This is a genomic window from Klebsiella sp. Ech2A, assembly GCF_030078455.1.
Lineage (GTDB): Bacteria > Pseudomonadota > Gammaproteobacteria > Enterobacterales > Enterobacteriaceae > Klebsiella > Klebsiella terrigena.
In genome coordinates this window covers 1-18,152 of sequence record NZ_JAQGFU010000021.1, presented here as the reverse complement: position 1 = coordinate 18,152, position 18,152 = coordinate 1, and the positions used below count along the sequence as shown (strand labels likewise).

The 18,152-nt window shown below is 56.1% G+C and carries 13 protein-coding genes; 4 read left to right on the top strand and 9 right to left on the bottom strand.

Going from position 1 to position 18,152, the window contains the following annotated elements:
- Positions 1-135 precede the first annotated feature (135 nt).
- The 7 genes from yacL to pdhR all read right to left on the bottom strand — a co-directional run bounded on the left by yacL (position 136) and on the right by pdhR (position 11,433).
- The gene (gene yacL / locus PFH44_RS07180) at positions 136-498 is read right to left on the bottom strand and encodes a protein YacL (RefSeq protein ID WP_095103735.1); all 363 of its coding nucleotides are present in this window, start codon (positions 496-498) and stop codon (positions 136-138) included.
- Between the two features lie 184 nt (positions 499-682).
- Positions 683-3,280, bottom strand: coding sequence for a bifunctional aconitate hydratase 2/2-methylisocitrate dehydratase (acnB, locus tag PFH44_RS07175; protein ID WP_152644040.1), 2,598 nt, complete (start codon positions 3,278-3,280; stop codon positions 683-685).
- 364 nt (positions 3,281-3,644) lie between these two features.
- On the bottom strand, positions 3,645-3,929 hold the full coding sequence (locus PFH44_RS07170) for a hypothetical protein (protein ID WP_045859851.1): 285 nt from the start codon (positions 3,927-3,929) through the stop codon (positions 3,645-3,647).
- 162 nt (positions 3,930-4,091) lie between these two features.
- Positions 4,092-5,516 (bottom strand): dihydrolipoyl dehydrogenase, encoded by a 1,425-nt coding sequence (lpdA, locus tag PFH44_RS07165; protein WP_045859854.1) that lies wholly within the window; start codon positions 5,514-5,516, stop codon positions 4,092-4,094.
- A gap of 325 nt (positions 5,517-5,841) precedes the next feature.
- Positions 5,842-7,734: a pyruvate dehydrogenase complex dihydrolipoyllysine-residue acetyltransferase gene (gene aceF, locus PFH44_RS07160; RefSeq protein ID WP_283824663.1), complete on the bottom strand. Its 1,893-nt coding sequence runs from the start codon at positions 7,732-7,734 to the stop codon at positions 5,842-5,844.
- 14 nt (positions 7,735-7,748) lie between these two features.
- Positions 7,749-10,412, bottom strand: coding sequence for a pyruvate dehydrogenase (acetyl-transferring), homodimeric type (aceE, locus tag PFH44_RS07155; RefSeq protein WP_045859858.1), 2,664 nt, complete (start codon positions 10,410-10,412; stop codon positions 7,749-7,751).
- A gap of 241 nt (positions 10,413-10,653) precedes the next feature.
- A complete protein-coding gene (pdhR, locus tag PFH44_RS07150) occupies positions 10,654-11,433 on the bottom strand; it encodes a pyruvate dehydrogenase complex transcriptional repressor PdhR (RefSeq protein WP_004857919.1) in 780 nt (259 codons plus the stop codon).
- Between the two features lie 643 nt (positions 11,434-12,076).
- Here pdhR and aroP point away from each other — a divergent pair.
- The 3 genes from aroP to PFH44_RS07135 all read left to right on the top strand — a co-directional run bounded on the left by aroP (position 12,077) and on the right by PFH44_RS07135 (position 15,979).
- Entirely contained in the window at positions 12,077-13,450 is a 1,374-nt protein-coding gene (gene aroP, locus PFH44_RS07145; RefSeq protein WP_161795724.1) for an aromatic amino acid transporter AroP, read from the top strand.
- A gap of 172 nt (positions 13,451-13,622) precedes the next feature.
- The gene (locus tag PFH44_RS07140; protein ID WP_045859862.1) at positions 13,623-15,029 is read left to right on the top strand and encodes a glycoside-pentoside-hexuronide (GPH):cation symporter; all 1,407 of its coding nucleotides are present in this window, start codon (positions 13,623-13,625) and stop codon (positions 15,027-15,029) included.
- Positions 15,029-15,979 (top strand): glycoside hydrolase family 43 protein, encoded by a 951-nt coding sequence (locus PFH44_RS07135; protein WP_283824662.1) that lies wholly within the window; start codon positions 15,029-15,031, stop codon positions 15,977-15,979. Before PFH44_RS07140 ends, PFH44_RS07135 begins: the two co-directional genes overlap by 1 nt.
- Before the next feature lie 27 nt (positions 15,980-16,006).
- On the opposite strand, the gene ampE is transcribed toward PFH44_RS07135, so the two are convergent.
- Complete coding sequence (gene ampE / locus PFH44_RS07130; RefSeq protein WP_045859866.1) at positions 16,007-16,861, bottom strand: beta-lactamase regulator AmpE; 855 nt, start codon at positions 16,859-16,861, stop codon at positions 16,007-16,009.
- Entirely contained in the window at positions 16,858-17,421 is a 564-nt protein-coding gene (ampD, locus tag PFH44_RS07125; RefSeq protein ID WP_045859869.1) for a 1,6-anhydro-N-acetylmuramyl-L-alanine amidase AmpD, read from the bottom strand. The genes ampE and ampD overlap by 4 nt, the downstream gene beginning before the upstream one ends.
- A 294-nt stretch (positions 17,422-17,715) precedes the next feature.
- Here ampD and PFH44_RS07120 point away from each other — a divergent pair.
- On the top strand, positions 17,716-18,152 hold a 437-nt coding region (locus PFH44_RS07120), incomplete at its 3' end, for a nicotinate-nucleotide diphosphorylase (RefSeq protein WP_367575699.1).

Here is an 18,152-nt window from a genome sequence, read left to right as displayed (position 1 = left end):
TATTAAATCAATAAAAGGAAAAATAAGGGTTAGATCGCAGTTCCGGGTCAACGTTAAGCCATTTATTGATTATTTGATTAAATGTAATCAAGAAGGAGGGTGCGGGCAGCGCTAAAAAGAGCGCTGCCGGGGGGGTTAGCGGTCCTGTAAGAAGCGACGGTAGGCGGCAACGACCTGTAGAAAATCTTCGACGCCGCAGAGGGAGAAGCTCTCTTCGTCGTAGTAGCTCATCCCTTCTTCAATTTCATCGCCGGAAATCTCCAGCTGGTTAGCGCGAATCATGACCTCCTCGCCGTCTAACCATAACGTGTACTCATGCCCGGCACGCTGCCAGGAGCGCTCGCTGCCTTTTACGGTACGCGCGGCCTGTTCCACTTCATCCAGCAGGGCGAGATTATCCTTCACCTCTTCATTAAACCAGTGCCCCACCACCTCGTGGCCCATCGCCATCCGCACCTTTACCACTCCGGTAATATCGCGCAGAAATTCGTAATCCATAGTCTCTTCCTCTGCAAGGGCAATGCGTCACGCTGCACTGTACCCATAGCGTAATTATCGCAGCACCGGGAAAGAAAAAAAGCGGGGAGGATGAAGGATTGGAAATAAAAATGCCCGGTGACGCAATGTTTACCGGGCACTGGAGACTTTACGGCCAGTTCGTCAGGCGAGCTGACGCGTGACCTTATACCGCAGTCTGGAAAATCACCCCATCCGCTTTCTCAGTGTACTGATCCAGCTGATTGAAGTTCAGGTAGCGGTAGGTATCCGCTGCCGTCTGATCGACCTGAGCGACGAAGGTCTGGTACTCCTCCGGCGTCGGCAGCTTGCCGAGCAGTGAAGCCACGGCCGCCAGCTCAGCGGAAGCCAGGTAGACGTTCGCGCCGGTCCCCAGACGGTTCGGGAAGTTACGGGTTGAGGTGGAAACCACCGTCGCACCGTCGGCTACGCGCGCCTGGTTGCCCATGCACAGGGAGCAGCCCGGGATTTCGATACGCGCGCCGCTCTTACCAAAGACGCTGTAGTAGCCTTCTTCGGTCAGCTGAGCCGCATCCATACGGGTTGGCGGAGCCACCCACAGACGAGTCGGCAGCTGGCCTTTGTGGCTATCCAGCAGCTTACCTGCGGCGCGGAAGTGGCCGATGTTGGTCATGCAGGAGCCGATAAAGACTTCGTCGATCTTCTCACCCTGAACGTCGGACAGCAGACGAGCGTCGTCCGGGTCGTTCGGTGCGCAGAGGATCGGCTCTTTGATATCCGCCAGATCGATGTCGATAACCGCGGCATATTCCGCATCCGCATCGGCTTCGAGCAGCTGCGGATCCGCCAGCCATTTTTCCATCCCCTGAACGCGACGCTCCAGGGTGCGGCGATCGCCGTAACCTTCGGCAATCATCCACTTCAGCAGAACGATGTTGGAGTTCAGATACTCAACGATCGGCTCCTGGTTCAGCTTGATGGTACAGCCAGCAGCAGAACGCTCGGCGGAGGCATCGGTGAGCTCAAACGCCTGCTCAACTTTCAGATCCGGCAGGCCTTCGATTTCCAGAATGCGTCCGGAGAAGATGTTTTTCTTCCCTTTCTTCTCAACGGTCAGCAGGCCCTGCTTGATGGCGTACAGCGGGATGGCGTGAACCAGATCGCGCAGGGTGATCCCCGGCTGCATCTTCCCTTTAAAGCGCACCAGCACGGATTCCGGCATATCCAGCGGCATGACGCCGGTGGCGGCGGCAAACGCCACCAGACCAGAGCCCGCCGGGAAGGAGATACCGATCGGGAAACGGGTATGGGAGTCGCCGCCGGTGCCGACGGTGTCCGGCAGCAGCATACGGTTCAGCCACGAGTGGATAACGCCATCGCCCGGACGCAGAGAGACGCCGCCGCGGTTCATAATGAAGTCAGGCAGAGTATGGTGCGTGGTCACGTCGACCGGCTTCGGATAGGCCGCGGTATGGCAGAAGGACTGCATCACCAGGTCCGCAGAGAAGCCCAGGCACGCCAGGTCTTTCAGCTCATCGCGGGTCATCGGACCGGTGGTATCCTGGGAACCAACGGAGGTCATTTTCGGCTCGCAGTAGGCGCCAGGACGAATGCCGGCAACGCCGCAGGCGCGGCCAACCATTTTCTGCGCCAGCGAGAAGCCGCTGGTGCTTTCGGCAACGTCTTTCGCATGACGGAAAACGTCGCTGTGCGGCAGGCCCAGAGCGTCGCGCGCGCGGGTCGTCAGGCCACGACCGATAATCAGCGGAATACGGCCACCGGCGCGGACTTCGTCGATCAGCACGTCGGTTTTCAGCTCGAAGGTCGCCAGCAGCGCATCGGTTTCGTGGTTACGCACTTCGCCTTTGAACGGGTAAACGTCAATGACGTCGCCCATATTCAGGTCGTTGACGTCCACTTCAATCGGCAGCGCGCCCGCATCTTCCATAGTGTTAAAGAAGATTGGTGCAATTTTTCCGCCAAGGCACAGGCCGCCGCCGCGCTTGTTCGGCACGTTCGGGATATCGTCGCCCATAAACCACAGCACCGAGTTGGTGGCAGATTTACGCGAAGAGCCGGTACCGACAACGTCGCCAACGTAGGCCAGCGGGAAGCCTTTTTTCTGCAGCGCTTCAATTTGCTTGATCGGGCCAACCGCTCCCGGCTGATCCGGTTCGATGCCTTCACGGGCGTTTTTCAGCATCGCCAGCGCGTGCAGGGGGATATCCGGGCGGGACCAGGCGTCCGGCGCCGGGGAAAGGTCATCGGTGTTCGTTTCACCGGTAACTTTGAAAACGGTGACGGTGATTTTTTCCGCCAGCTGCGGGCGGCTCAGGAACCACTCGCCGTCGGCCCAGGATTGCATCACCTGCTTAGCGTGTTCGTTACCCGCTTTCGCTTTCTCTTCTACATCATAGAAGTTATCGAACATCAGCAGCGTATGGGACAGCGCTTTCGCGGCAATCGGAGCCAGTTTGGCATCGTCCAGCGCGTCAATCAGCGGGTGAATGTTGTAACCGCCCTGCATGGTGCCCAGCAGTTCAACGGCTTTTTCAGGGGTAACCAGTGGGGAGGTCGCTTCACCTTTGGTGATGGCGGCAAGGAATCCGGCTTTAACGTAGGCGGCTTCGTCGACGCCCGGCGGTACGCGGTTAATTAACAGGTCTAACAGGAATTCTTCTTCACCCGCTGGCGGGTTTTTCAGCAGTTCTACCAGCGCGGCCATTTGGGTTGCATCTAAGGGTTTGGCAACAATCCCAACGGCTGCACGCTCAGCTACGTGCTTACGGTATTCTTCTAGCACGACGGTTCTCCTCGCTCTCATTGTAAAATGCGGTAGGCGATTCTCTTCACGCTCCTGTGAGACAGCAGTTTGTAGGGTAAATGCCCGATACCGCGTCGGCAGCATAGCAGGATTTTGGGGAGGTGTTAATCTGTTTACAAAAAAGCAACATTAAAAATTAGCTGAATCGTTAAGGGCAGGATTTTGCAGCCTTTACACCGGTTTCCCGGTATATAAATTTCATGTTGCTACCGGCGGCTGACCCCTCTTCCGGCAAAATCAGCGGCTTCATCCCGCCGTGCGGCTGGCGCGCCCTTTCAGGAAAAAAGCATAAAATATGCCCGGCGCCTCATCCCGCGCCGGGCGCTGCGAAGCTGAAACGATTTTAGCCCTGATGGGGCATCAGCTGCGGGTAGCCGCTAAATGCCGGCTTCGTGCTGCTCAGTGCGGCTTCATCACCCCTGATGCTGCCCGAGTTCGCCGCCCAGACGCCTTCACTCGTTTTGCTGATCGCCTGGTGCTGCGTATTCAGGTTCTGCCCCATCGTGGCAATATGCGTATTTTCCGTGCCGCCGCTGTTGTCAGCCCACGGAATGGAAGGATCGGCGGCACAGGCCATAGCGGATGCCAGCGTTGCCGCTAACAACGTCGTTGTTAAAAAGCGTTTCATAACCCACCCCACTAATAATTAACCAGCTATAAGTTTACTTAGTAATTATTGTCAAAGTATCTATAACCTGTAGCAGGTTATTAACGCAGACACAGATCTAAACATCAGGCATAAAAAAAGCGGCTCACAGAGCCGCTTATGCTTTTTGCCGGAAAGAAAAAGTTACTTTTTCTTCGCTTTCGCGTTCGGCAGGTCGGTGATGCTACCTTCGAAGACTTCTGCCGCCAGGCCAACGGACTCGTGCAGAGTCGGGTGCGCGTGGATGGTCAGAGCGATATCTTCTGCGTCACAGCCCATTTCGATAGCCAGACCGATCTCACCCAGCAGCTCGCCGCCGTTGGTGCCGACAATCGCGCCGCCGATAACACGGTGGGTCTCTTTGTCGAAGATCAGTTTGGTCATACCGTCTGCACAATCGGAAGCGATCGCACGGCCGGATGCTGCCCACGGGAAGGTGGCAGTTTCGTAGCTGATGCCTTTCTCTTTCGCTTCTTTCTCGGTCAGACCAACCCAGGCAACTTCCGGTTCGGTATAGGCGATTGACGGGATCACTTTCGGGTCGAAGTAGTGCTTCAGGCCAGAAATAACTTCTGCGGCAACGTGGCCTTCGTGAACGCCTTTGTGCGCCAGCATCGGCTGACCGACGATATCGCCGATAGCGAAGATGTGCGGTACGTTGGTACGCAGCTGCTTATCAACGCGGATGAAGCCGCGTTCGTCAACTTCAACGCCGGCTTTGCCCGCATCGAGGTTTTTACCGTTCGGTACGCGGCCGATAGCTACCAGCACGGCGTCGTAACGCTGCGCTTCAGCCGGGGCCTTTTTGCCTTCCATGGAAACGTAGATACCGTCTTCTTTTGCTTCAACGGCGGTCACTTTGGTTTCCAGCATCAGGTTGAACTTCTTGCTGATGCGTTTAGTGAAGACTTTCACCACGTCTTTATCGGCGGCCGGGATAACCTGGTCGAACATTTCAACCACGTCAATCTCTGAACCCAGCGCATGGTAAACGGTACCCATTTCCAGACCGATGATACCGCCCCCCATAACCAGCAGGCGCTTAGGTACGGATTTCAGTTCGAGGGCGTCGGTGGAGTCCCACACGCGCGGATCTTCATGCGGAATGAACGGCAGTTCGATCGGACGGGAACCCGCCGCGATGATGGCGTTGTCGAAGTTGATCACGGTTTTGCCGTTTTCGCCTTCAACTTCCAGGGTGTTAGCCCCGGTAAATTTACCCAGACCGTTTACCACTTTCACTTTACGGCCTTTGGCCATACCGGCCAGACCACCGGTCAGCTGAGTGATAACTTTCTCTTTCCAGGTACGAATTTTGTCGATATCGGTTTTCGGCTCACCGAAAACAATACCGTGTTCGGCCAGCGCTTTCGCTTCTTCGATAACTTTAGCCACGTGCAGCAGCGCTTTAGAAGGGATACAGCCGACGTTCAGACAAACACCGCCCAGGGTGCTGTAACGTTCGACGATGACGGTTTCCAGACCTAAGTCAGCGCAACGGAAGGCAGCAGAATAACCTGCGGGACCAGCCCCAAGTACCACGACCTGAGTTTTGATTTCAGTACTCATCATGACCTCTGTAGTTAGTATCCGGCGGTCATACCCGTCGTCTTTCAGGCCGCAACTGCGTTAGCTTCACGCCTTCCCCCCAGCCACTTACTTGAGTAAGCTCCTGGGGATTCTGGCGCTTGCTGCCTTGCTGCATCCAGAAATCCATAGGGTATGTATATTAATACCCTTATATCCACCGGGACGTTCTATCCGCGTGCATTTTACAAAATTGTTAACAATTTTGAAACAACAAACGGCAAACGATTTTGTCCTTTATTGCCGATAACCCCAAAACGCGCGCGAGGTTACCAGAAAAAAGCCGGCCGTCAGGCCGGCTTTTCGCTTACATCACCAGGCGGCGAATATCGCTCAGGGTGTTGTTGATGATGGTAATAAAGCGAGCACCATCAGCACCGTCGATCACGCGGTGGTCGAAGGAGAGAGAGATCGGCATCATCAGACGCGGAACGAACTCTTTACCATTCCATACCGGTTCCATCGCGGATTTGGACACACCGAGGATAGCCACTTCCGGCGCGTTAACAATCGGCGCGAAGTGGGTGGTACCCAGGCCGCCGATGCTGGAGATGGTGAAGCAACCGCCCTGCATTTCGCCAGCGGTCAGCTTACCGTCACGCGCTTTCTTAGAGATCACCGTCAGTTCACGGGACAGCTCGGTAATGCTCTTCTTGTTCACGTCCTTGAAGACCGGAACAACCAGACCATTAGGCGTATCAACCGCCACACCGATGTTGATGTACTTTTTCAGCGTCAGACGCTGCGCATCTTCGGACAGGGAGCTGTTGAAGCGAGGCATCTGCTCAAGCGCAGCGGCAACCGCTTTCATGATGAAGACCACCGGGGTGAATTTCACGTCCAGCTTACGCTTCTCAGCTTCCGCGTTCTGCTGCTTACGGAACGCTTCGAGGTCAGTGATGTCGGTTTTGTCGAAGTGCGTAACGTGCGGGATCATCACCCAGTTACGGCTCAGGTTAGCACCAGAGATTTTCTGGATACGGCCCAGCTCAACTTCTTCAACTTCACCAAACTTGCTGAAGTCCACTTTCGGCCACGGCAGCATGCCCGGGATACCGCCGCCGGTAGCGGCAGCAGGCGCAGACTCAGCGCGCTTAACGGCATCTTTCACGTAGGCCTGAACGTCTTCGCGCAGGATGCGGCCTTTACGACCGGAGCCTTTCACTTTCGCCAGGTTCACGCCAAATTCGCGCGCCAGGCGGCGGATCAGCGGAGTCGCATGGACGTAGGCATCGTTCTCAGCGAACTCGGATTTGCCTTCAGCTTTCGCAGCAGGGGCCGCCGCTTTCGCAGTCGGAGCCGGTGCAGCCGCTGCAGGTGCCGGAGCAGCTGCCGCCGGAGCCGCAGCAGGCGCCGCGCCTTCAACTTCGAAGACCATAATCAGCGAGCCGGTAGAGACTTTGTCGCCGGTGCTGATTTTGATCTCTTTCACGGTACCCGCGAACGGAGCCGGAACTTCCATAGAGGCTTTGTCACCCTCTACGGTGATCAGTGACTGTTCAGCGGCAACTTTGTCGCCCACTTTCACCATCACTTCAGTCACTTCAACTTCGTCACCGCCGATATCCGGTACGTTAACGTCTTTCGCGCCAGCCGGAGCCGCTGCCGCCGGAGCGGCCGCCTGTGCCGGTGCTGCTGCGGCAGCAGCAGGTGCCGCACCCGCCACTTCGAAGACCATGATCAGCGAGCCGGTGGAGACTTTGTCGCCAGCGCTGATTTTGATCTCTTTCACGGTACCCGCGAACGGAGCCGGGACTTCCATTGACGCTTTGTCGCCTTCAACGGTAATCAGAGACTGTTCAGCCGTAACGGTGTCGCCCACTTTAACCATGATCTCGGTGACTTCTACTTCGTCGCCGCCGATGTCAGGCACGTGTACGTCTTTCGCCGCGGCCGCAGCCGGTGCAGCGGCCGGAGCTGGCGCTGCTGCTTTCTCTTCCTGCGCAGGTGCAGCGGCTGCTGCACCATCGGCGGAATCGAAAATCATGATAAGTTTACCGGTCTCGGTTTTGTCGCCAACGGAGACTTTAATCTCTTTGACGACGCCAGCCTGCGGAGACGGGACTTCCATAGAGGCTTTGTCACCCTCTACGGTGATCAGCGACTGTTCAGCTTCAACTTTGTCGCCAACTTTGACCAGGATTTCGGTGATTTCAACTTCATCTGCCCCGATATCCGGTACGTTGATTTCGATAGCCATTATTCTCTTACCTCTTACGCCAGACGCGGGTTAACTTTATCTGCATCGATGTTAAATTTGGCGATTGCTTCTGCCACAACTTTCTTATCGATTTCACCACGTTTAGCCAGTTCGCCCAGCGCCGCAACAACCACGTAGGAAGCATCTACTTCGAAGTGGTGACGCAGGTTTTCACGGCTGTCAGAGCGACCAAAGCCGTCGGTACCCAGTACGCGGTAATCATCAGCCGGTACATAGGTACGAACCTGCTCGGCGAACAGTTTCATATAGTCAGTAGACGCTACGGCCGGTGCGTCGTTCATCACCTGAGCGATGTACGGTACACGCGGGGTTTCCAGCGGGTGCAGCATGTTCCAACGCTCACAGTCCTGGCCATCGCGCGCCAGCTCGGTGAAGGAGGTTACGCTGTAGACGTCAGAACCTACGCCGTAGTCTTTCGCCAGAATCTCTGCTGCTTCACGCACGTGACGCAGGATAGAACCGGAGCCCAGCAGCTGAACTTTACCTTTGCTACCTTCGAGGGTGTCGAGTTTGTAGATACCTTTACGGATACCTTCCTCAGCGCCTTCCGGCATGGCCGGCATGTGGTAGTTTTCGTTCAGCGTGGTGATGTAGTAGTAAACGTTCTCTTGTTTCTCACCATACATACGCTCCAGGCCATCGTGCATGATGACGGCAACTTCGTACGCGTAAGACGGATCGTAAGAGATACAGTTCGGGATAGTCAGAGACTGAATATGGCTGTGACCATCTTCGTGCTGCAGACCTTCGCCGTTCAGCGTCGTACGACCGGAAGTACCGCCGACCAGGAAGCCGCGAGCCTGCTGATCGCCTGCCTGCCAGCACAGGTCACCGATACGCTGGAACCCGAACATGGAGTAGTAGATGTAGAACGGGATCATCGGCAGGTTGTTGGTGCTGTAAGAGGTCGCAGCGGCCAGCCAGGATGCGCCGGCACCCAGTTCGTTGATACCTTCCTGCAGGATCTGACCTTTCTCGTCTTCTTTATAGTAAGCAACCTGCTCACGGTCCTGCGGGGTGTACTGCTGACCGTTCGGGCTGTAGATACCGATCTGACGGAACAGGCCTTCCATACCAAAGGTACGCGCTTCATCGGCGATGATCGGCACCAGGCGGTCTTTAATGGACTTGTTCTTCAGCATCACGTTCAGGGCACGAACGAAGGCGATGGTGGTAGAAATCTCTTTGTTCTGCTCTTCCAGCAGCGGGCCGAAATCTTCCAGGGTCGGCAGCTCCAGCTTCTCATCGAAGTTAGGCTGACGGGTCGGCAGGTAGCCGTGGAGTTTCTCACGCTGGGCGTGCAGATAGGTGTGCTCTTCGGAACCTTCCGGGAAGGTCACGTACGGCAGTTTTTCGATATCAGCATCGGCAACCGGCACGTTGAAACGATCGCGGACGTAGCGTACGCCGTCCATGTTCATTTTCTTCACCTGGTGAGCGATGTTTTTACCTTCAGCGGTATCACCCATGCCGTAACCTTTGATGGTATGGGCCAGGATGACGGTAGCTTTGCCGGTGGTTTCCTGCGCTTTTTTCAGTGCAGCGAAGACTTTCTTCGGATCGTGACCGCCGCGGTTCAGGGCCCAGATCTGCTCGTCAGTCCAGTCAGCAACCAGCGCTGCGGTTTCCGGATATTTACCGAAGAAGTGCTCGCGTACGTAGGCACCGTCTTTGGATTTGAAGGTCTGGTAGTCGCCATCAACGGTTTCGTTCATCAGCTGAATCAGCTTACCGCTGGTGTCTTTACGCAGCAGCTCATCCCAGCGGCCGCCCCAGATAACCTTGATAACGTTCCAGCCAGCACCGGCAAAGATGCCTTCCAGTTCGTTAATGATTTTGCCGTTACCGGTGACCGGGCCGTCCAGACGCTGCAGGTTGCAGTTGATGACGAAGACCAGGTTATCCAGTTTTTCACGGGTCGCGATGGTGATAGCGCCTTTAGATTCCGGCTCATCCATCTCGCCGTCGCCCAGGAAGGCGTAAACGGTCTGTTTAGAAGTATCTTTCAGGCCACGGTGTTCCAGATATTTCAGGAATTTAGCCTGGTAGATTGCACCGATTGGGCCCAGACCCATGGATACGGTCGGGAACTGCCAGAAGGTCGGCATCAGTTTCGGGTGCGGGTAGGAAGAGAGGCCTTTGCCATGCACTTCCTGACGGAAGTTGTTCATCTGCTCTTCGGTCAGACGACCTTCGAGGAACGCACGTGCGTAGACGCCCGGAGAGATGTGGCCCTGGAAGTAAACCAGGTCGCCGCCATCCTGCTCATTGCGCGCACGGAAGAAGTGGTTGAAGCACACTTCATAGAAGGTTGCGGAGGACTGGAAGGAAGCCATGTGGCCGCCCAGCTCAAGATCCTTTTTCGATGCGCGCAGAACGGTCATGATGGCGTTCCAGCGAATCGCAGAACGAATGCGACGTTCCAGATCGAGATTCCCCGGGTATTCCGGTTCATCTTCAACGGCAATAGTGTTGACGTAACTGCCAGTAGATGTGCCAGCAGCAACCTTCACCCCGCCTTTGCGGGCTTCAGAAAGGAGTTGGTCAATCAGATACTGAGCGCGCTCAACACCTTCTTCACGGATGACCGATTCGATCGCCTGTAGCCAGTCGCGAGTTTCGATCGGATCCACGTCATTTGGTAAACGTTCTGACATGGGGGGTATTCCTTATCTATCTAATCGTTGATTAATCTGGAACCTGTCCCATTGCACTCTTTGTTCTTCATATTTCAGGTTATCTCTTTGTTGGCTGCGCTTCCTCACCCCGGTCACATAGTTAGCTATGCTCCCGGGGATTCGCGCGCTTGCCGCCGCGATATAACCCGAACTATTTGAACAACCAAAAGCACAATAAGACAGGTTCTGCGTTTAGTTGCCGCGCTCTAAAAAATGGCGCTTAAGAACCGGAGTTCTCATCTTTCCGTTGCTGTAAACGACGCAGTGAGCGTTCTCGACGACTCTCCTCACGGCTACGATCCAGCAAAATTTCTTCAATGAATGCCAGGTGTCGGTGCGACGCTTCACGCGCCTGCTCCGGCTCCCCGGCGATTATCGCCTCGAAAATACGCGTGCGATGATTGCTGACCTGCGGGAGCATTTCCCGACGGGCGTACAACAATTCAAAGTTCTGACGAACGTTTTGCGCCAGCATCGGCTCCATGCAGCGTAGCAGATGCAGCAGCACAACATTATGCGCTGCTTCGGTGACGGCAATTTGATACTGGACGACGGCATCGGATTCGGCATCCAGATCGCCGGACTGCTGAGCCCGTTCAATAGCCTGATGCAGCTCGCGAATACGCTCGCGGTCAGCATCATTGCTGCGCAGCGCCGCGTAATAAGCCGCGATGCCTTCAAGCGCGTGACGGGTTTCCAGCAGATCGAATTGGGATTCAGGGTGATCGGACAGGAGCTCTACCAGCGGGTCGCTGAAGCTCTGCCACAGGCTGCTCTGTACAAAAGTTCCACCGCCCTGGCGACGAAGCAACAGGCCCTTGGCTTCGAGGCGTTGAATCGCCTCACGCAGCGAGGGACGGGAAACGTCGAACTGTTTAGCCAGTTCGCGTTCAGGCGGGAGTTTTTCACCGGGGCGCAACGTCCCCTCAAGGATTAAAAACTCTAGCTGCTGCTCAATCACATCAGATAGTTTTGGTTGGCGGATTTTGCTGTAGGCCATATTCCCTGTCTCTGCCATTAGCCCGTAGTCAATTGGTCTTACCAATTCGCAGTTCGTAGCGGTAAAGTAACAAAGTATTCACCTTCTGTCCATACAGGTTTTGATTGAAATCAGTAAAGCAGGCACATTTTAACAACCTTACAGAAATAACATTTCAGAATTGTAACTTCTCACAAATGATGTCTTTACCCCGTTGGAGGTAGCATTAACTTTTATGAAACGTAAAACAGGCTATCTGAACCGATTCAACAGGCTAAAAATCGCCTTTATATTCACTTTTATTGCGTGGTTAGTCATTAAGGGTTAAAAGCGCCCATCGCCGCCCTATTTACAAATGGTTTCTTTTTGTTCGCTTCGTCATCACCCCTTCATAAAGCAGGTGCATTCGCCCGCACTTATCACTATTCTCCATGATACAAAAGGCCTTTTAGTGATTTTATATTCCGCCTTGCGTAAAGAAATTAATACAGAAACGGAATTTCATAATTACACAACACAATAATGTCGACGCAGAATCATGCATAACAGGGCTGGTCATCAACTCCCGGCAATAGGGATAGCTATGCTATCTGGCAGGGACCGACAATAAAGCAACAGCCTGAAGGATGAAGCGTAAACGCAAAATAACCACACACGAGGTTTCATGATGGAAGGTCAACAGCAAGGCGATCGGCTAAAGCGCGGCCTGAAAAACCGCCATATACAGCTTATTGCTCTGGGCGGCGCTATCGGTACCGGCCTGTTTCTCGGCAGCGCGTCCGTTATCCAGTCAGCAGGTCCCGGTATTATCCTTGGCTATGCCATCGCCGGTTTTATTGCTTTTCTGATTATGCGCCAGCTCGGCGAGATGGTTGTGGAAGAGCCGGTGGCAGGGTCATTCAGTCATTTCGCCTATAAGTACTGGGGCGGTTTTGCCGGCTTTGCCTCAGGCTGGAACTACTGGGTGCTGTACGTTCTGGTCGCCATGGCGGAACTGACCGCGGTCGGAAAATACGTTCAGTTCTGGTGGCCCGAGATCCCAACCTGGGTTTCTGCGGCGATCTTCTTCGTTGCCATTAACGCCATCAACCTCACCAACGTGAAGGTCTTCGGCGAGATGGAGTTCTGGTTCGCCATTATTAAAGTCGTTGCCGTTGTGGCGATGATTCTGTTCGGCGGCTGGCTGCTATTCAGCGGCAACGGCGGCCCGCAGGCAACCGTTCGTAACCTGTGGGATCAGGGCGGCTTCCTGCCGCACGGCTTCACCGGGCTGGTGATGATGATGGCCATCATCATGTTCTCATTTGGCGGCCTGGAGCTGGTAGGGATCACCGCCGCGGAAGCGGATAACCCGGAGCAGAGCATTCCCAAAGCCACCAATCAGGTTATCTACCGTATTCTGATCTTCTACGTGGGCTCGCTGGCGGTACTGCTCTCTCTGCTGCCGTGGACCCGCGTGACCGCAGACACCAGTCCGTTTGTGCTGATCTTCCACGAGCTGGGGGATACCTTCGTCGCCAACGCGCTGAACGTGGTGGTACTGACCGCCGCGCTGTCGGTCTATAACAGCTGCGTCTACTGCAACAGCCGGATGCTGTTTGGCCTTGCCCAGCAGGGCAACGCGCCGAAGGCGCTGATGAACGTCGACAAGCGCGGCGTACCGGTGAATACCATCCTGGTTTCCGCCGTGGTGACAGCGCTGTGCGTGCTGATTAACTACCTCGCCCCTGAATCAGCGTTTGGTCTGCTGATGGCGCTGGTTGTCTCTGCCCTGGTGATTAACTGGGCGATGATCAGCCTGGCGCACATCAAGTTCCGTCGCGCAAAACAGCAGCAGGGCGTGGTTACCCGCTTCCCGGCCCTGTTCTACCCGGTCGGTAACTGGATCTGCCTGCTGTTCATGGTCGCGGTACTGGTCATCATGCTGATCACCCCGGGCATGGCCATTTCCGTCTACCTGATCCCGGTGTGGATTGTCGTTCTCGGCGTCGGCTACCTGCTCAAACAAAGAACCGCCAGCGCCGTAAAAGCACATTAATACATCTCCAGACTCTGTGCCCGCCGCATCGTTGCGGGCGCAGAGCACTGTTACCCACCTCACACTTCCCCTGTATCAGTCGTTTTGTCCATATCGTTAACCTGATACTGCAACGCATTAAACAACACATCGGCAAATAATCCTTCCATACCGCAACGGGGAGGATCTCCAGATGGCAGACAATAAGCTTTCAGTGAAAGAAAAGATTGGCTACGGGATGGGCGATGCCGGATGTAACATCATTTTTGGCGCCATCATGCTGTTTGTTAACTATTTTTATACCGATATATTTGGCCTCGCTCCGGCGCTGGTCGGCGTATTGCTGCTCTCGGTGCGCGTTATTGACGCCGTAACCGACCCCATCATGGGGGCAATGGCCGACCGCACCCGCAGCAAATATGGCCGCTTTCGCCCGTGGCTGCTGTGGATAGCCTTCCCCTACGCTCTGTTTAGCGTCCTGATGTTCACCACCCCCGAGTGGACGTATAACAGCAAGGTTATCTATGCCTTCGTCACCTACTTCCTGCTCTCGCTGACCTATACCGCCATCAATATTCCCTACTGCTCGCTGGGCAGCGTCATTACTAATGACCCCAGGGAGCGCGTTGCCTGCCAGTCCTACCGCTTTGTAATGGTCGGGATTGCCACGCTGCTGCTGTCGTTAACGCTTCTGCCGATGGCGGACTGGTTCGGCGGCGCCGATAAAGCCAAAGGCTACCAGATGGCGATGACCGTGCTGGCGCTTATCGGCATGTGCATGTTTTTATTCTGCTTCGCCACGGTACGTGAGCGCGTGCGTCCGGCGGTGCAAACCAATGATGAACTGAAGAAGGATTTCAAAGACGTCTGGAAAAATGACCAGTGGGTGCGCATTCTGCTGCTGACGCTGTGCAACGTCTGTCCGGGCTTTATCCGTATGGCCGCCACCATGTATTACGTAACCTGGGTGATGGAGCAAAGCACCCACTTCGCGACCCTGTTTATCAGCCTCGGCGTCGTCGGGATGATGATCGGCAGTATGCTGGCCAAGGTGCTGACCGACCGCTGGTGCAAGCTGCAGGTGTTTTTCTGGACCAACATCGTGCTGGCTATCTTCTCCTGCGCCTTCTACTTCTTCGACCCGCACGCCACCACGATGATTATGGTGCTCTACTTCCTGCTTAACATCCTCCATCAGATCCCATCGCCGCTGCACTGGTCGCTGATGGCCGATGTTGATGACTACGGCGAGTGGAAAACCGGCAAACGCATCACCGGCATTAGCTTCTCCGGCAACCTCTTCTTCCTGAAGGTTGGGCTGGCGGTAGCCGGGGCGATGGTCGGCTTCCTGCTCTCCTGGTACGGCTATGATTCCGGGGCCAAAGAGCAAAGCGCCTCCGCCGTAAACGGCATTGTCCTGCTGTTCAGCATTATTCCGGGCATCGGCTATCTGCTGACCGCAGGAGTGGTGAAGATGCTAAAAGTGAATCGCGAGTTTATGAGCCAAATCCAGGCCGACCTCGAGAAGCGCCGCGTCAACTACGGCGAGCTGAACGAACTTCAGGACCTCAAAACCAGCGAACAGATAAGGAAAGCCTGATGAACAACTGGCCGAATCCGTTTATTGAACAGCGCGCGGACCCGTTTATTCTGCGCCATCGGCAGCACTACTATTTTATTGCTTCGGTCCCGGAGTATGACCGGCTGGAGATCCGCCGCGCCGCAACGCTGGAGGGCCTGCGCGAGGCGCCGCCGGCGGTCGTCTGGCGCAAGCCGGAAAGCGGCCCGATGAGCCAGCTGATTTGGGCTCCGGAACTGCATGAAATTGACGGGAAATGGTACATCTACTTCGCGGCAACCCATACCCACGATCTCGACGCGCTGGGCATGTTCCAGCACCGCATGTTCGTGCTTGAATGCGATGACGCCGATCCGCTGACCGGCAGATGGAGAGAAAAAGGCCGGGTGAAAACGCCCTTTGACACCTTTGCGCTGGATGCCACCACCTTCCGTCATCAGGGAAAGCAGTGGTATCTCTGGGCGCAAAAGGCCCCCGATATCGACGGCAACTCGAATCTGTATCTGGCAGAGCTGGAAAACCCATGGACGCTGAAAGGCGATCCCGTGATGCTGAGTAAGCCGGAGTTTGACTGGGAGTGCCGCGGTTTTCTGGTGAACGAGGGCCCGGCAGCGCTGTTTCATGAGGACAAACTGTTCGTGAGCTACTCCGCCAGCGCCACGGATGAGAACTACTGCATGGGGCTGCTGTGGATCGACCGTCAGGCCGACCCGCTGCGGCCGGAGAACTGGCATAAATCGCCACAGCCGGTGTTTTGCACCAGCGATGCGAACCGCCAGTATGGTCCCGGGCACAACGCCTTTACGCAAACGGAGGAAGGAGAAGACGTGCTGGTGTATCACGCGCGAAACTACACCGAAATTGAAGGCGACCCGCTGTACGACCCTAATCGCCATACGCGGCTGAAGCGGATCGTCTGGCAAGAAAACGGGATGCCTGATTTTGGCATCCCGCCTGCGGATACAGACTAAGCGTCGCGCCCGCCGCCGGGCGGGCGCTTAAATCAGCGTGCCGTAAATCGTCAGCAGGGCCATAATCACCACCACCACCAGCGACGTTTTCTTGGCCATTGAGACGGCGGCCTTTGGCGTCTCGACCTTGTCGACATGCGGCTCGCGGGCGAGCGAGAACTGCGCCAGGCGCGTTAGCACCTGATACTGCGACGAATGGCGATCGCCCAGCGAGGCGAACCAGGCGGGTAGCGCCCTCTCGCCGTGCCCCACCAGCGCGTAAACCACGCCAACCAGCCGCACCGGCACCCAGTCCACGACGTGCAAAATGCCGTCTATTCCTGACTGTAAACGGTGGTGTGGCGTTTGATAGCGGGCCAGCCACGACTGCCATGCGCGCAGAACGCTGTAGCCAATCAGCGTGATCGGGCCCCACGGCCCGCCGACCACAAACCAGAACAGCGGCGCAAGGTAGTAGCGGTAGTTGATCCACAGCAGCGCATTCTGCAGCTCGCTGAGGTATTCACGATTGTCGCAGCCCGGCGGAACGCCGTGGATAAGCGTTAGCTCGCTGGCCATCGCGTCGCTGGCATGCTTATCATTGCGGGAAGCGGCCTTCAGGTAGGCGTGATAGTGCAGGCGAACTTTGCCGGCGCCAATGCACAGCAGGCCGAGCAGGATCCAGAACACCAGCAGCGGAACGTTAAACAGCACGCCGTGCAGCAGGCGCTGAATAATGTACACTGCGACCATCGCCACCGCCGCCATCAGCAGCGTGCCGAAAAGCGAAAAGTGCTTCACGCGACGGAACAGGACTTCGAGTCGATGATCGAGCTGCCAGTGCTCGCCCAGCTTAAACAGGCGTTCGGCGATGAGAACCAGCAGCGTAGAAAACAACGTCATGGCATCTCCTTATCTGACGAAGCGGTCAACAGACCGCGAAATTTTGCCCAGTCAAACGCCGGGCCGGGATCCGTTTTACGCACCGGCGCGATATCGCTATGGCCGGTCATGTTTTCAGCGATGGCCGGATACAGCGCGGTCAGCAGCCGCGTAACCGCGGCCAGCTGCTGATACTGCGCGTCGGTATAGGCCAGTGTGTCCGTACCTTCCAGCTCAATACCAATAGAGAAGTCGTTGCAGCGCTCGCGCCCCTGATAGCAGGAGACGCCGGCATGCCACGCGCGCTTATCGAAAGGCACATACTGCACGATTTCACCATCGCGGCGAATCAGACAATGCGCCGAAACCCGCAGCTGAGCGATCCCGGCAAAATAGGGATGCGCGGTGGGATCGAGCGTGCCGCTGAACAGAGCATCAATCCACGGACCGCCAAATTCACCCGGCGGCAGGCTAATATTATGCACCACCAGCAGAGAGGGGGTTTCATCATCCGGGCGGCAATCATGGTGCGGCGAAGGTACCCGACGCGCGCCCACCAGCCATCCTCCGTTCAACTGCATTGCGGAGTCTCCTTTCACTAACGCATGCTCCCGGGCCGCCCATGGCCCGGGGATGCCGATTATCATACCCAAATTCGTTCGGAACCGATCGCCGCAGCCGGCAGCGGAAAATGCGCCATCCGCCAGTTCGACCTGCCCGCCCTTTAGCAAAGGAGCGGGTGCCGCGCCTCAACCTCTACAGCGCAGCCACGCCAACGCTGCAATAGCCTGAAGGATGAAGAGTATATGGTGTAGAAACGCCGTTCAGGTTAGCATGTTTCCCACTTCTGAATCTTATCTATCTGGAGCTTTATCATGTCGCCTCGTCGCTACAACCCCGACCGCCGCCGTGACGCGCTGCTGGAACGTATTAACCTCGATATTACCGATGCCGTAGCCCAGTCCCTGCGCGAAGATTTAGGCGGCGAAGTTGATGCTAACAACGATATTAGCGCGCAATTATTGCCGGAAAGCGCACGCTCGCACGCGGTGGTCATTACGCGCGAAGACGGCGTGTTTTGCGGCAAGCGCTGGGTGGAAGAGGTCTTTATTCAGCTGGCCGGCGATGACGTCAGCGTCACCTGGCTGGTTGACGATGGCGACGCGGTCAAGGCGGATCAGCCGCTGTTTGAGCTGCAGGGCCCTTCCCGCCTGCTGCTGACCGGCGAGCGCACCGCGCTGAACTTCGTGCAGACCCTATCCGGGGTCGCCAGCGAGGTGCGCCGCTACGTGGATCTGCTGGCGGGACCCCA